The sequence below is a fragment of the Caulobacter soli genome, assembly GCF_011045195.1.
GTDB lineage: Bacteria > Pseudomonadota > Alphaproteobacteria > Caulobacterales > Caulobacteraceae > Caulobacter > Caulobacter soli.
The window spans coordinates 3,896,417-3,910,050 of record NZ_CP049199.1; the positions used below are offsets into that span (position 1 = coordinate 3,896,417).

The following is a 13,634-nucleotide window of genomic DNA, read 5'->3' on the forward strand; positions in this document are numbered from 1 at the left end:
AGGGGGGAGTGGTCGGCAGACGACCGCTGCCCGGATTCTCGACCCTAAAACTCCCCCCACCGATCGCTGCGCGATCGCCTCCCCCACAGGGGGAGGCTTGAACTACTCCGCCGCCACGGCTTCCGGCGCGAGGGCCTTGGCCAAGCCCATGGGCCGCAGGTCCAGGTCCTGGAACAGGGCGCTGTCCTCGTCCTGACCCGGCAGAGGCGTGGTGAGCAGCTTGCCGCCGACGAAGATCGAGTTGGCGCCGGCCAGGAAACACAGGGCCTGCAGCTCGCGGCTCATCTCGTCGCGGCCGGCCGACAGGCGGACCATGGACTTGGGACAGACGATGCGGGCCACGGCGATGGTGCGCACGAACTCGATCGAGTCGATGGCCTTCTCGCCATCCTTCAGGATCGCGTCGCCCAAGGGCGTGCCGCTGACCGGCACCAGGCCGTTGATCGGCAGGCTGTCGGGGTGGCTGGGCAGGGTGGCCAGCTGACGCAGCAGGCTGGCGCGGTCGCGGCGGGTCTCGCCCATGCCGACGATGCCGCCGCAGCAGGTGCTCATGCCCGCGTCGCGCACATAGGCCAGGGTGTCGAGCCGTTCCTGATAGGTGCGGGTGGTGACCACGTCGCCGTAGTACTCGGGACCGGTGTCGAGGTTGTGGTTGTAGTAGTCGAGCCCGGCGTCCTTGAGCTGCCTGGCCTGGTCGGGCGTCAGCATGCCCAGGGTGGCGCAGGTTTCCAGGCCCAGGGCCTTCACCCCGCCGATCATCGCCGCCAGCTTGGGCAGGTCGCGATCCTTCAGCTCGCGCCAGGCCGCCCCCATGCAGAAGCGCTGGGCCCCGCCGTCGCGGGCTTCGCGGGCCTTGGCGATCACCACCTCGGCGTCCATCAGCTTCTCGGCCTTCAGGCCGGTCTTGAAGTGGGCCGACTGGCTGCAATAGCCGCAGTTCTCCGCGCAGCCGCCGGTCTTGACCGACAGCAGCTGCGACAGCTGCACTTCGCTGGGGTCGAACCCGGCCCGGTGCACGGTCGCGGCCTGGAACACCAGTTCCATGAACGGCTGGTCGAACAGGGCCTGGACCTCGTCCAGGGTCCAATCGTAGCGGGGCGTCATGCGGCTCTTTCAACAGCGATGGCGGAGGCGCGATGCGCCGGCTTGCGGACGGGCTTGGAGCCGCCCTTGGCGATCACGCCGACGATGGTGCGCGTGCGCGCCGCCTCGAGATAGGTCTGCCGCGCCTCGAGCGCGTCCCGCATGACCGCCGCGCTGGGCGGCAGGGTGTCCGACAACCAGGCGATCTCGCGCACCGAGAAGCCGGCCCGCCGCAAGGTCGCGACCAGGGCCAGGCATTCCAGGGCGGCGGCGTCGACGATCCGGCGGCCGTTGCGGCGCTCGAAGGCGATCAGCCCGGCGTCCTCCCACTGGCGCAGCGTGGTGATCTTCAGGCCCAGCCTGTCGACCGCGTCGCGTAGGACCGAGGCGGGCCGCGTCTCACGCACCGGAGGGGCCTGCGTCGTCGCCTCGCCCGCCGAGCGGAGAGCCCGGCGCTCGGCGCGGGCGAACATGGCCTCGGCCGACTTGGTGAGCGGACCGACATAGTCGCCGCGGGCGATCATCCGGCGTCTCCCGCCGCCAGACCGTCGAAGCCCGAGGCGCGGGGAACCAGACGCCAGGGCGCGATGTCGAGACCGTCGGCGCGGGGCGCGGCGGGCAAGGCCTCCAGCATGCCGTCGATCCGGACGATCTGCCGCTGCTTGTCGGCCTGGACCTCCAGCAGGGCGGCGCGGAGGGCTTCGGCCTGAGCCTCCGGCTCATGGCGTAGCGCCAGGATGTCGCGGATCGCCGCCAGCGGCAGGTCGATCTCGCGCAGGGCGACGATGGTCTCGACCATCGCTACGGTCTCCAGGTCGTAGGCCCGGACGTTGCGGGCGATCCGGTGCGAGCGGATCAGGCCCTGGTCCTGGTAGTGGCGCAGGGCCCGCGAGGTGACGCCCAGGCGCTTGGCCAGTTCGGCGATCGACACGTATCGGGCCGGAGCGCGCCGATCGAGGATGGGCGTGGAACGGGTCATGAGAACTCCACCAGCACTTCATCGGCGGCGACGGGGTCGCCGCTCTTGGCGTTGACGGCCTTGACCACGCCATCGCGCTCGGCGCGGATGATGTTCTGCATCTTCATGGCCTCCAGCACGCAGACGATCTCGCCCTCGCGCACGGTCTGGCCCAGGGCCACGTCCATGCTGACCACCAGGCCGGGCATCGGCGAAAGCACCAGCTTGGAGGTGTCGGCGGCCTGCTTCTCGGGCAGCTTGTCGTGCAGCTCGGCGCTGCGCGGGGTCAGGACCAGCACCTTGGTCTTGGCCGCCCGGTGGCGGATCGTGAAGCCCTCGGCGGCCGGGGTCACCTGGACGGTGAACGGCTTGCCGTCCAGCTTGCCCAGGAACACCGGCTTGCCCGGCCGCCAGTCGATCGTCTCCAGGCCGATCGTGCGGTTCTCGTCAGGCAGCTCGACATTCAGATGCTCGGCTTCGCCCGACAGCTTCACCCGCCGCTTGGCGTGGCCGACGGCCACCACCCACTCGGTGCGCACCGGATTGCTGAGCCCGGCCGTGGTCGAGCGGGCCCGGGCGGCGTAGACCCGCTGCATGGCCGCCCCGACGGCGGTCAGGATGTCGACCTGGGCCGGCGTCGGCTCGACGCCTTTGAACCCGTCCGGGAACTCGTCCTTGATGTAGTTGGTCGAGATCTTGCCCGAGCGGAACCGGTCCTGGTCCATCACCGCGGCCAGGAACGGGATGTTCTGGCCAAGACCTTCGATGTGGAAGTCCTCCAGCGCCCGGCCCATGCCATCGACAGCCTCAAGCCGCGTGGGGGCCCAGGCGCACAGCTTGGAGATCATCGGGTCGTAGTACATCGAGATCTCGTCGCCCTCGCGCACCCCGGCGTCGTTGCGCACCAGATAGCCTTGATGCTGTCCCTCCTCCGGAGGGGCGTAGCGGACCAGGCGGCCGATGCTGGGCAGGAACTTGCGGTAGGGGTCCTCGGCGTAGATCCGGCTCTCGATCGCCCAGCCGTTGATCTTCAGGTCCTTCTGTTCGAAGGCCAGCGTCTCGCCCCAGGCCGACCGGATCATCTGCTCGACCAGGTCCAGCCCGGTGATCAGCTCGGTGACCGGGTGCTCGACCTGCAGGCGGGTGTTCATCTCCAGGAAGTAGAAGCTCTTGTCCTGGCCGGCCACGAACTCCACCGTGCCGGCGCTGTCGTAGTTCACCGCCTTGGCCAGGGCCACGGCCTGGGCGCCCATGGCGTTGCGGGTGGCCTCGTCCAGCAGCGGGCTGGGGGCCTCCTCGATGACCTTCTGGTTGCGCCGCTGGATCGAGCATTCGCGCTCGAACAGATGGACCACGTTGCCGTGCTTGTCGCCCAGCACCTGGATCTCGATGTGGCGCGGGCTTTCGATGAACTTCTCGATGAAGATGCGGTCGTCGCCGAACGCCCCGGCCGCCTCGGCCCGCACGGCCGGAAAGCCTTCCTCGACGTCCTGGCGGCTCCAGGCCACGCGGATGCCCTTGCCCCCGCCCCCGGCGCTGGCCTTGATCATCACCGGATAGCCGATCTGCTCGGCGATGGTCACCGCGTGGGCGGTGTCGTCGATCTCGCCGATGTGGCCGGGCACGCAGGACACCCCGGCGGCTTGCGCGAACTTCTTGCTCTCGATCTTGTCGCCCATGGCCGAGATGGCCCCGGGGTTGGGACCGATGAACACGATCCCCTCGTCGGCGCAACGCTGGGCGAACTCGGCCTTCTCCGACAGGAAGCCGAAGCCCGGATGCACCGCCTCGGCCCCCGTCGCCTTGCAGGCGGCGATGATCTTGTCGGCCACCAGGTAGCTCTGGTTGGCCGGCGCGGGACCGATGTGCACGGTCTCGTCGGCCATCTCCACCGCCAGGCTGTCGGCGTCCGCGTCCGAATAGACCACGACGGTCGAGATCCCCAACCGACGGCAGGTCTTGATCACCCGCACCGCGATCTCGCCCCGGTTGGCGATCAGCAGCTTCTTGAACATCAGATATGCTTCCAACTGGACAGGGGAGCCCGGACCACGCGGCGCGTGGTCGACAGGTCCTGAATGCTTCCAAAGTCGTCGACGGCGAGGATCCGCCCGTCGACGATCGCCGTGCCGTCATTGACCACCCGCACGGCGCCGGGGCGGCGCGCGCCCTGGCTCCGCAGCCAGCGGCCGATCCGCCACAGCCGGGTCGAGGCGCGCGGCTGGGACGCCGGCGGGGGTTGGCCGTCGAAGCCGGCCTGCAGCAGGTCGAGCGGCGAGCGCTCGGTTTCGAGAGCCATGGCCGGACTCACAGCGGGATGTTGTCGTGTTTGCGCCAGGGGTTGGACAGCTCCTTGCCCCTGAGGCTCTTGAGGGCCCGGACCAGGCGCTTGCGGGTGCCGTGGGGCATGATCACGTCGTCGATGTAGCCTCTGGAGGCCGCGACGAACGGGTTGGCGAAGCGGTCCTTGTACTCGGCCTCGCGGGCGGCCAGGGCCTGCGGATCCTTGGCCTCCTGGCGGAAGATGATCTCCACCGCGCCTTTCGCCCCCATCACCGCGATCTCGGCGGTGGGCCAGGCGTAGTTGAAGTCGCCGCGCAGGTGCTTGGAGCTCATCACGTCATAGGCCCCGCCATAGGCCTTGCGGGTGATCAGGGTGATCTTCGGAACCGTCGCCTCGGCATAGGCGAACAGCAGCTTGGCGCCGTGCTTGATCAGCCCGCCGTACTCCTGCTTGGTGCCCGGCATGAAGCCCGGCACGTCGACCAGGGTGATGATCGGGATGTTGAAGGCGTCGCAGAACCGCACGAAGCGGGCGGCCTTGCGGCTACTGTCGATGTCCAGCACCCCGGCCAGCACCTGGGGCTGGTTGGCCACGATGCCGACGCTCTCGCCGTCCAGGCGGGCGAAGCCGCAGACGATGTTCTTGGCCCACTCGCTGGAGATCTCGAAGAAGTCGGCCTCGTCGACGATCTTCAGGATCAGTTCCTTCATGTCGTAGGGCTTGCCCGGATCGGAGGGGATCAGGGTGTCGAGGCTGGGCTCGGCCCGGTAGGCCTCGTCGAAGCTCTCGCGCTCCGGCGCGGTCTCGCGGTTGGACGACGGCAGGAAGTCGATCAGGCGGCGTACCTGGGTCAGGGCCTCCAGGTCGTTCTCGAACGCCCCTTCGGCCACGCCCGACTTCGACGCATGGACCCGGGCCCCGCCCAGTTCCTCGGCGGTGACCACCTCGTTGGTGACGGTCTTGACCACGTCAGGACCGGTCACGAACATGTAGCTGGTGTCCTTCACCATGAAGATGAAGTCGGTCATGGCGGGGCTGTAGACATCGCCGCCGGCGCAGGGGCCCATGATCACGCTGATCTGCGGCACCACGCCCGAGGCCATGACGTTTTCCAGGAAGATGTCGGCATAGCCGGCCAGGCTGTCGACGCCCTCCTGGATGCGCGCCCCGCCCGCGTCGAACAGGCCGATGATCGGCGCCCCGACCTTCATGGCCTGGCGCTGGACCTTGACGATCTTGGCCGCGTGCGCCCCGCTCAGCGAGCCGCCGAACACCGTGAAGTCCTTGGAGAAGACGTAGACCACCTTGCCGTTGATCGTGCCCCAGCCGGTCACCACCCCGTCGCCGGGCACCTTCTGCTCGGCCATGCCGAACTCCACGCCCCGGTGCTCGACGAACATGTCGAACTCCTCGAACGAGCCTTCGTCCAGCAGCAGATCGATCCGCTCGCGCGCCGTCAGCTTGCCCTTGGCGTGCTGGCTGGCCACCCGCGCCTCGCCGCCGCCCGCACGCGCCTGCTCGCGACGACGATCCAGTTCCTCGAGTATGTGCTGCACGCGGGGGCTCTTATAAAAAGAAGTGGGCTTGTAAAAAGAAAGGAACGCTCAAAATCCGCTTATTGTGCTTGCTAGCAAGGAAAACCTGAGCAAAATCGAGCCGCCGAGCGGTGTTGCAACGGCGAAACTTGTAAAACTGAAAAGTTGTGAAGCCGTGCGCGACAAGCTGTTCATCGGCCCCAAGGTCCGCCTCCTGCGCCAGGCCAAGGGCTGGAAGCTGGAGCCCTGCGCCGCCCGGCTGGGGGTCTCGGCCAGCTATCTGTCGCAGATCGAGGCCAACCAGCGGCCGGTGACGGCGCGGGTGCTGATCGACGTGATGCGGGTGTTCGAGGTCGACGCCGCCTCGCTGGACGCCGCCGACGACCAGCGGATGATCGCCGACCTGCGCGAGGCCACGGCCGATCCGATTCAGGACGGCGAGACCCCCAGCCTGCTGGAACTGAAGTCGGCGGTGGCCAACACCCCCAACCTCGCCAAGGCCTATCTGGCCCTGCACCACGCCTATCGCCGGCTGGACGAGCGGCTGAAGACCACCGAGGAAGCCGTGTCTCTGGACGAGCGCGGTGCGGCCAGCGCCCTGCTACCCTACGAGGAGGTGCGCGACTTCTTCCACTACAAGAACAACTACATCCATAGCCTGGACGTGGCGGCCGAGGCCCTGGCCGCCGAGCTGGGACTGGATGGCGACGAGCCGGTCGAGACGGTGCTGGAGCGCCGCCTGCGCGACGGCCTGGGGATCCGGGTCGTTCGGTCCAACGACCACGACCTGCTGCGGCGGTTCGATCCGGCCGCCGGGCTGCTGACCCTGGGCGCGGCCCAGGCGACGGCCACGCGCGGCTTCCAGATGGCCTATCAAATCGTGTCCGCGACGCTGCACGACGCCGTCGAGGCCGAGCTGGCGGCCGCGGGCTTTCGCAGCGAGGGCGCGGCCAAGGTCTGCCGCACGGCCCTGCTGAACTACGCGGCCGGCGCCCTGCTGCTGCCCTATGAGCGGTTCCGCGAGGCGGCGCGGACGGCGCGACACGACACCGAGCAACTGAGCCTGACCTTCCAGACCAGCCTGGAGCAGGTGTTCCATCGCCTCAGCACCCTGCAGCGGCCGGGCGCGCGGGGCGTGCCGTTCTACTTCGTGCGGGTGGACCAAGCCGGCAACATCACCAAGCGCCACAGCGCCACGCGCCTGCAGTTCGCGCGGTTCGGCGGCACCTGCCCGCTGTGGAACGTGCACGACGCCTTCGCCCGGCCCGACCACTGGCTGGTGCAGTTGGCCGAGATGCCCGACGGGGTGCGCTATGTCAGCATCGCCCGGGGCGTGGTGAAGCCGTCGGGCGACTACCTGCGGCCCGACCGGCGCTACGCCCTGGGCCTGGGCTGCGAGGTGCAATATGCCGACAGCCTGGTCTATGCTCAGGGACTGGACCTGGCCGGGCCATCCGTGCCGATCGGCGTCAGCTGCCGGATCTGCGAGCGCGACAACTGCGCCCAGCGGGCCTTCCCGCCGGTGGACCGGACCTTCGAGGTGTTCGAGAACGAACGCCGCCAGGTGCCGTTCGAGCTGCGGCGGTAGGGTCTATCGGCGATCAAGCGCGGTGCGTGGTCCTCGTCCTTCGACAAGCTCAGGATGAGGACCATGGCGCAAGCCTCGCAGTCGAAAACCTCATCCTGAGCCTGTCGAAGGACGAGATTTTCGTTCTAGGAGCTAAATCCTAGTCCACCTTCTCCAGCCTCACCAACAGTTGCCCCTCGGTGACCTGGTCGCCGACCCGCGCCAATGCCTCGGCCACCACGCCCGCCACGGGCGCGGTCAGGGTGTGCTCCATCTTCATGGCCTCGACCGTGATCAGGGGCTGGCCCAGCTCGACGCTAGCCCCCGCCTCGACCAACAGGGCCACGACCTTGCCGGGCATGGGCGACAGCACCCCGCCGCCGGCCACCCCGCCGTCCAGCGCGCCGCTGACCCGGGGCTCGCCGAAGCCGTGGGCCTCGCCGTCGACGAAGGCGACATAGGCGTCGTCGATCAGCACGGCCTCCGGCGCGGGCTGGTCGTCGATCGTGACCTGGAGGATCTCGTCGCGGGCCTTCAGGGCCACGACGATCGGGCGCGGCCCGCCGATGCGGAAGCCGACAGCCCCGCGCCAGGGATCGGCCGAGACGCCCGCGGACCGCGCCACGCGCAGGCGCGCGGCGGCCTGCTGGGCGGCGGCGGGCGGCGCGGCGGCGGCCGGGACCAGCGCCTCGGCATGGCGCTCGATGAAGCCGGTGTCGGCGGTTCCCGACAGGAAGTCCGGATGGTCCAGCACCCGGGCCAGGAAGCCGGCGTTGGTCTTGACCGGATAGACCTCGACCGCGCGGCAGGCCTTGGCCAGGCGGCGGGCGGCGGCCTGGCGCGTGGGGCCCGAGACGATCAGCTTGGCGATCATCGGATCGTAGAACGGGGTGACCTCGCCGCCCTCCTCCACGCCGGTGTCGATGCGCACGTCGTGCGGCAGGCGGAAGCGGCGCAGCGGTCCGGTCGAGGGCAGGAAACCGGCCTCGGGGGACTCGGCGTAGAGCCGCGCCTCCATGGCCCAACCGGTGAGGGTTATCTCGTCCTGCTTCAGCGGCAGGGGTTCGCCCGAGGCCACGCGCAGCTGCCATTCGACCAGGTCCTGACCGGTGACCTTCTCGGTGACCGGGTGCTCGACCTGCAGCCGGGTGTTCATCTCCATGAACCAGATGCGGTCGGGCTGGAGGCCTTCGGAGCCGTCGGCGATGAACTCGATGGTGCCGGCGCCCTCGTAGTTGACGGCCCGGGCCGCGCGCACCGCCGCTTCGGTGACCGCCGCTCGCGCCGCCTGCGTCATGCCGGGAGCCGGAGCCTCCTCGATGACCTTCTGGTGACGGCGCTGCACCGAGCAGTCGCGCTCGAACAGGTGCACCACCTGGCCGTGGCGATCGGCGAAGACCTGCACCTCGATGTGGCGCGGACGGGTGATGTATTTCTCGATCAGCACGCGATCGTCGCCGAAGCTGGCGGCGGCTTCGCGACGGCACGAGGTCAGGGCCGCGTCGAAATCCTCGCCGCGCTCAACCTTGCGCATGCCCTTGCCGCCGCCGCCCGCCACGGCCTTGATCAGCACCGGATAGCCGATGGCGTCGGCCTCGCGGCGCAGGCGCTCGGGATCCTGGTCCTGGCCCAGATAGCCGGGCGTGACCGGCACGCCGGCCTTCTGCATCAGCGCCTTGGCCGCGTCCTTCAGGCCCATGGCCAGGATCGCCGAGGGCGGTGGGCCGACCCAGACCAGGCCGGCGTCGATCACGGCCTGGGCGAACTGGGCGTTCTCCGACAGGAAGCCGTAGCCGGGGTGGATGGCCGCCGCGCCGGTCGCCTTGGCCGCCGCCAGGATCCTGTCGGCGACCAGGTAGCTTTCGCGGGCCGGGGCCGGGCCGATCAGCACCGCCTCGTCCGCCAGGCGCACGTGCGGCGCGCCGGCGTCGGCTTCGGAATAGACCGCGATCGTCCGCACGCCCAGGCGGCGGGCGGTCTTGATGATCCGGCAGGCGATCTCGCCGCGGTTGGCGATCAGGACGCTTTCGATCATCGGGCTACATCCGGAACACGCCGAAGCGCGGGGCTTCGACGACAGGAGCGTTGAGGCTGGCGCTGATCGCCAGGCCCAGGACATCGCGGGTTTGGGCCGGGTCGATCACCCCGTCGTCCCAGAGCCGCGCGGTGGCGTAGTAGGGGTCGCCTTCGGCCTCGTAGCGGGCGCGGATCGGAGCCTTGAAGGCGTCCTCATCCTCGGCGGCCCAGGTCTCGCCCTTGGCTTCCAGGCCGTCGCGCTTAATCGTGGAGAGCACGCTGGCCGCCTGCTCGCCGCCCATCACCGAGATGCGGCTGTTGGGCCAGGAGAACAGGAAGCGCGGGCTGTAGGCTCGGCCGCACATGCCGTAGTTGCCGGCCCCGAACGAGCCGCCGATCAGCACCGTGAACTTGGGCACGTTGGCGGTGGCGACGGCCGTGACCAGCTTGGCGCCGTCCTTGGCGATGCCGCCGGCCTCGTACTTGCCGCCGACCATGAAGCCCGAGATGTTCTGCAGGAACACCAGCGGGATCTTGCGCTGGCAGGCCAGCTCGATGAAGTGCGCGCCCTTCAGGGCGCTTTCGCTGAACAGCACGCCGTTGTTGGCCAGGATGGCGACCGGCATGCCCCAGATCCGCGCGAAGCCGCAGACCAGGGTCGTGCCGTACAGCGCCTTGAACTCCTGGAAGTCCGAGCCGTCGACGATGCGGGCGATCACCTCGCGCACATCGTAGGGGGCGCGGACGTCGGTGGGCACGACACCGTACAGTTCCTGCGGATCGAGGGCCGGCGGGACCGGCTCGGCCAGTTCCAGGTCGATGCGCTTGTTGCGGTTCAGGCCGGCGACGATGTCGCGGACGATCTGCAGGGCGTGCTCGTCATTGGCCGCCACGTGGTCGACCACGCCGGACCTGCGGCCGTGGGTGTCGGCCCCGCCCAGTTCCTCGGCCGAGATGATCTCGCCGGTGGCGGCCTTCACCAGCGGCGGGCCGCCCAGGAAGATCGTGCCCTGGTTCTGGACGATGATCGACTCGTCGCTCATGGCCGGGACATAAGCCCCGCCGGCCGTGCACGAGCCCATGACGCAGGCGATCTGGGCGATGCCCAGGGCCGACATCCGCGCCTGATTGAAGAAGATCCGGCCGAAGTGGTCGCGATCGGGAAACACCTCGGCCTGGTGCGGCAGGTTCGCGCCGCCGCTGTCGACCAGATAGACGCACGGCAAATGGTTCTGCTCGGCGATCTCCTGGGCGCGCAGATGCTTCTTCACCGTCATCGGGAAATATGCGCCGCCCTTCACGGTCGGGTCGTTGCAGACGATCATCACCTCGCGCCCCGAAACGCGGCCCACGCCGCAGATCAGGCCGGCGCCGGGGGCCTCGTCGCCGTACATGCCGCCGGCGGCCAGGGCGCCGATCTCGAGGAACGGCGAGCCGGGATCCAGCAGCCGCTCGACCCGCTCGCGGGGCAACAGCTTGCCACGCGCCGCGTGGCGCTGGCGGGCGTTTTCCGGCCCGCCCAGGGCGGCGGCGGCGATCTTGTCGCGCAGGGTCTCGACCAAGGCCCGGTTGTGCGCGGCGTTGGCGCGCCAGGCGTCGCCGTCGGCGCGCAGCTGCGATGTCAGTTTGACCATGACCCCGTCTCGAACGTCGTAACTGAAGCCATCTCGGCTTCGGCGCGACACACCTAGCGGGCAGGCCTTCTTCCTGAAAAATTGTCCTTTCGAGAGGTAGTGTATAGTTTCGATCTATGATTGACCGGTATCACCTGCGCTATTTCCTGGCCGTCGTCGACGCCGGCAACTTCTCGCGCGCCGCCGCCCAGATGAACGTCACCCAGCCGACCCTGTCGGTCGGGATCGCCAAGCTGGAGGATGGGCTGGGCGCGCGGCTGTTCCTGCGCAACAGCCGCCGGGTGCAGCTGACCCAGGCCGGCGTGCGCCTGCTGCATCACGCCCGGGCGATCGAGAGCGAGTTCAATGCGCTGGACGCGCGGATATTCGACCAGACCCCGGCCCGGATGCTGCGGATCGGCGTGCTGTCGGCCCTGCCCACCCGTCTGATCGAGGCCGTCGTGGGCGCCAACGCCGCGGCGGCCGCGCCCGACACGCTGGAGATCATCGAGGGCGGCGAGCGCGACCTGCTGGGCCGGCTGCAACGCCGGCGCATCGACGTGGCCCTGACCCTGATCCGCCCCGGCGAGGCGCGGTTCGACCACGAGGTGTTGTTCGAGGAAGGTTACAGCCTGGCCGCCTCGGCCGACCATCCCTGCGCCCAGATGGAGGTGGTGACCGGCGAGAGCCTGGCGGGCGAGACCATGATCGTGCGCCGCCACTGCGAAGTGCTGTCGGAAACCAGCCGCTATTTCACCGAGCGTGGCGTGCGCCCGCACTTCAGCTTCCGCACCACCAACGACGATCGCACCGTGGCCCTGGTCAAGGCCGGGCTTGGGGTGACGGTGATGCCCGACAGCTACGCCGAGCCGGGCTTGGCCATGCCCAAGCTGGCGGGCTTCGACGCCCGGCGCCGGATCGGGCTGGTCTGGGCCGAAGCGCCGCCGGCTGAGGCCTCACCGGCCGTTCTGGCCCTGCGCGCCTTGGCCGGAGAGAGCGCCCATTAAGCGCCAGGGCGATGCGCCCTCGCCTTGCCGGGTCGGTCGGGCGCCCTAAGACTTTCGCCCATGACCTCCCTGGCCGAGCTTTGCGCGCAGACCCTCGCCATCGACCCGTCGCGCCCCGCGATCGAATTCGACGGGACGTGGCATGACTGGGGCGCCGTGCAGGCGCTGGCCCAGGATATCCGGCGCAAACTCTCCGAGAGCGGAGCCGGCGCGCGCGGGTCGGTGATCTTCGCGCCGCGCAACAGGCCTTCCGCCCTCGCCGCCTTGCTGGCCATGCTGGCCGACGGGCGCGGCGTACGGATGATCTACGCCTTCCAGTCGCCCGCAGCGATCGCCGCCGCCATCGACCGGCTGGACGCTTCGGTGGCCGTGCTCGCCGAGGAGGACTTCACACCCGAGGTCCGCGCGGTGCTGGCGGCCAAGGGCATGGCCGGCGTTGGCCTGGGCGACATGACCGCGCGCGCGATGCCTGGCCTCGAACAGGGAACGCCGCGCCCCGAACCGACCGACGCGCCGCAGGTCGAGATCCTGACCAGCGGCACCACCGGCCCGCCCAAGCCATTCCCGATCCCCCACAGCGTCATCGCCGGCTTCGTCCAGAACCAGGGCGTGACGATGATCGACGATCCGGACGAGCCGCCGTTCCTGATGTCGTTCCCGATCGGCAACATCTCGGGCGTCTACAGCGTCGCGGCCTCGCTGCTGCGGGGCAAACGCGTGGTGCTGCTGGACCGGTTCACGGTGCAGGCGTGGCGCGACTTCGTGGTGTGCTATCGCCCCAAGGCCGGGGGCGCGCCGCCGGCGGCGGTGGCCATGATCCTGGACGCCGACGTGCCGGCCGAAGACCTGTCGTCGCTGAAATTCTTCAGCACCGGCGCGGCGCCGCTGGACCCGACTGTGCAGCGGCGGTTCGAGGACAAGTACGGCATCCCGATCCTGCTGTCGTACGGCGCCACCGAGTTCGGCGGGCCGGTGGTGGCGATGACGCCGCAGCTGCGCGCGGAGTGGGGCGACGCCAAGTTCGGCAGCGTCGGCCGGGCCATGGCGGGCGTGCACCTGCGGGTGCGCGATCCGGTCACCGACGAAATCCTGCCGCCGGGCCAGGAGGGTATCCTGGAACTGGTCTCGCCGCGCATGGGGCAGGACTGGATCCGCACCTCCGACATCGCGGTGATCGACGCCGACGGCTTCCTGTTCCATCGCGGCCGGGCCGACGGGGCGATCATGCGGGGCGGGTTCAAGGTGCTGCCCGAGACGATCGAGCGCGCGCTGCTGCTGCATCCGGCGATCTCTGCGGTCGGGGTGGTCGGCGTGGCCGATCCCCGGGTGTCGCAGGTGCCCGGCGCGGCGGTCGAGCTGAAGCCCGGCGAGGCCCAGCCAGAGGTCGCCGACCTGGAGGCTCACCTGCGCCTGCACCTGCCCTCGACCCACATTCCGGTCCACTGGCGCTTCGTCGCGACCCTGCCCAAGAACCCGTCGTTCAAGATCGACCGGCCGGGGCTGAAGCGATTGTTCGAGACCGAGCCGGCCCGCTGATCGCCCGGGCGCTCGATTGGGCGCGTCGATTGCCC

11 protein-coding genes are annotated in these 13,634 nt (G+C 69.6%); 3 read left to right on the forward strand and 8 right to left on the reverse strand.

Annotated features, from left to right (window positions below; genetic code table 11):
• Positions 1-102 precede the first annotated feature (102 nt).
• From bioB to G3M62_RS18260, 6 genes are read right to left on the reverse strand one after another with little or no spacing between them, the layout of a single operon-like run.
• Positions 103-1,104, reverse strand: a complete 1,002-nt coding sequence (gene bioB, locus G3M62_RS18235) for a biotin synthase BioB (protein ID WP_165189587.1) — start codon at positions 1,102-1,104, stop codon at positions 103-105.
• Entirely contained in the window at positions 1,101-1,607 is a 507-nt protein-coding gene (locus G3M62_RS18240; RefSeq protein WP_165189589.1) for a MerR family transcriptional regulator, read from the reverse strand. Before G3M62_RS18240 ends, bioB begins: the two co-directional genes overlap by 4 nt.
• Entirely contained in the window at positions 1,604-2,062 is a 459-nt protein-coding gene (locus G3M62_RS18245; protein ID WP_165189591.1) for a MerR family transcriptional regulator, read from the reverse strand. The genes G3M62_RS18240 and G3M62_RS18245 overlap by 4 nt, the downstream gene beginning before the upstream one ends.
• Positions 2,059-4,056, reverse strand: a complete 1,998-nt coding sequence (locus tag G3M62_RS18250; RefSeq protein ID WP_165189593.1) for an acetyl-CoA carboxylase biotin carboxylase subunit — start codon at positions 4,054-4,056, stop codon at positions 2,059-2,061. Before G3M62_RS18250 ends, G3M62_RS18245 begins: the two co-directional genes overlap by 4 nt.
• Complete coding sequence (locus G3M62_RS18255) at positions 4,056-4,340, reverse strand: hypothetical protein (protein WP_165189595.1); 285 nt, start codon at positions 4,338-4,340, stop codon at positions 4,056-4,058. The genes G3M62_RS18250 and G3M62_RS18255 overlap by 1 nt, the downstream gene beginning before the upstream one ends.
• A gap of 8 nt (positions 4,341-4,348) precedes the next feature.
• Positions 4,349-5,881, reverse strand: coding sequence for an acyl-CoA carboxylase subunit beta (locus G3M62_RS18260; protein WP_165189597.1), 1,533 nt, complete (start codon positions 5,879-5,881; stop codon positions 4,349-4,351).
• A 154-nt stretch (positions 5,882-6,035) separates the two neighbouring features.
• Here G3M62_RS18260 and G3M62_RS18265 point away from each other — a divergent pair, with 154 nt between their 5' ends.
• The gene (locus tag G3M62_RS18265; protein WP_165189599.1) at positions 6,036-7,448 is read left to right on the forward strand and encodes a helix-turn-helix domain-containing protein; all 1,413 of its coding nucleotides are present in this window, start codon (positions 6,036-6,038) and stop codon (positions 7,446-7,448) included.
• A gap of 139 nt (positions 7,449-7,587) precedes the next feature.
• On the opposite strand, the gene G3M62_RS18270 is transcribed toward G3M62_RS18265, so the two are convergent.
• A complete protein-coding gene (locus G3M62_RS18270) occupies positions 7,588-9,462 on the reverse strand; it encodes an acetyl/propionyl/methylcrotonyl-CoA carboxylase subunit alpha (RefSeq protein ID WP_165189601.1) in 1,875 nt (624 codons plus the stop codon).
• 4 nt (positions 9,463-9,466) lie between these two features.
• Positions 9,467-11,077: a carboxyl transferase domain-containing protein gene (locus G3M62_RS18275; protein ID WP_165189603.1), complete on the reverse strand. Its 1,611-nt coding sequence runs from the start codon at positions 11,075-11,077 to the stop codon at positions 9,467-9,469.
• A gap of 116 nt (positions 11,078-11,193) precedes the next feature.
• On the opposite strand from G3M62_RS18275, the gene G3M62_RS18280 reads away from it, so the two are divergent.
• Positions 11,194-12,063 carry a LysR family transcriptional regulator gene (locus G3M62_RS18280; protein ID WP_165189605.1) on the forward strand — a complete coding sequence of 290 codons (870 nt, stop codon included), beginning with the start codon at positions 11,194-11,196 and terminating at the stop codon, positions 12,061-12,063.
• A 60-nt stretch (positions 12,064-12,123) separates the two neighbouring features.
• Positions 12,124-13,599, forward strand: coding sequence for a class I adenylate-forming enzyme family protein (locus G3M62_RS18285; RefSeq protein WP_165189607.1), 1,476 nt, complete (start codon positions 12,124-12,126; stop codon positions 13,597-13,599).
• The last annotated feature ends 35 nt before the right edge of the window (positions 13,600-13,634 follow it).

Coding starts and splice junctions, on each gene's coding strand:
- bioB (WP_165189587.1), bottom strand. CDS start 1,104: ATGACGCCCCGCTACGATTGGACCCTGGACGAGGTCCAGGCCCTGTTC.
- G3M62_RS18240 (WP_165189589.1), bottom strand. CDS start 1,607: ATGATCGCCCGCGGCGACTATGTCGGTCCGCTCACCAAGTCGGCCGAG.
- G3M62_RS18245 (WP_165189591.1), bottom strand. CDS start 2,062: ATGACCCGTTCCACGCCCATCCTCGATCGGCGCGCTCCGGCCCGATAC.
- G3M62_RS18250 (WP_165189593.1), bottom strand. CDS start 4,056: ATGTTCAAGAAGCTGCTGATCGCCAACCGGGGCGAGATCGCGGTGCGG.
- G3M62_RS18255 (WP_165189595.1), bottom strand. CDS start 4,340: ATGGCTCTCGAAACCGAGCGCTCGCCGCTCGACCTGCTGCAGGCCGGC.
- G3M62_RS18270 (WP_165189601.1), bottom strand. CDS start 9,462: ATGATCGAAAGCGTCCTGATCGCCAACCGCGGCGAGATCGCCTGCCGG.
- G3M62_RS18275 (WP_165189603.1), bottom strand. CDS start 11,077: ATGGTCAAACTGACATCGCAGCTGCGCGCCGACGGCGACGCCTGGCGC.
- G3M62_RS18280 (WP_165189605.1), top strand. CDS start 11,194: ATGATTGACCGGTATCACCTGCGCTATTTCCTGGCCGTCGTCGACGCC.
- G3M62_RS18285 (WP_165189607.1), top strand. CDS start 12,124: ATGACCTCCCTGGCCGAGCTTTGCGCGCAGACCCTCGCCATCGACCCG.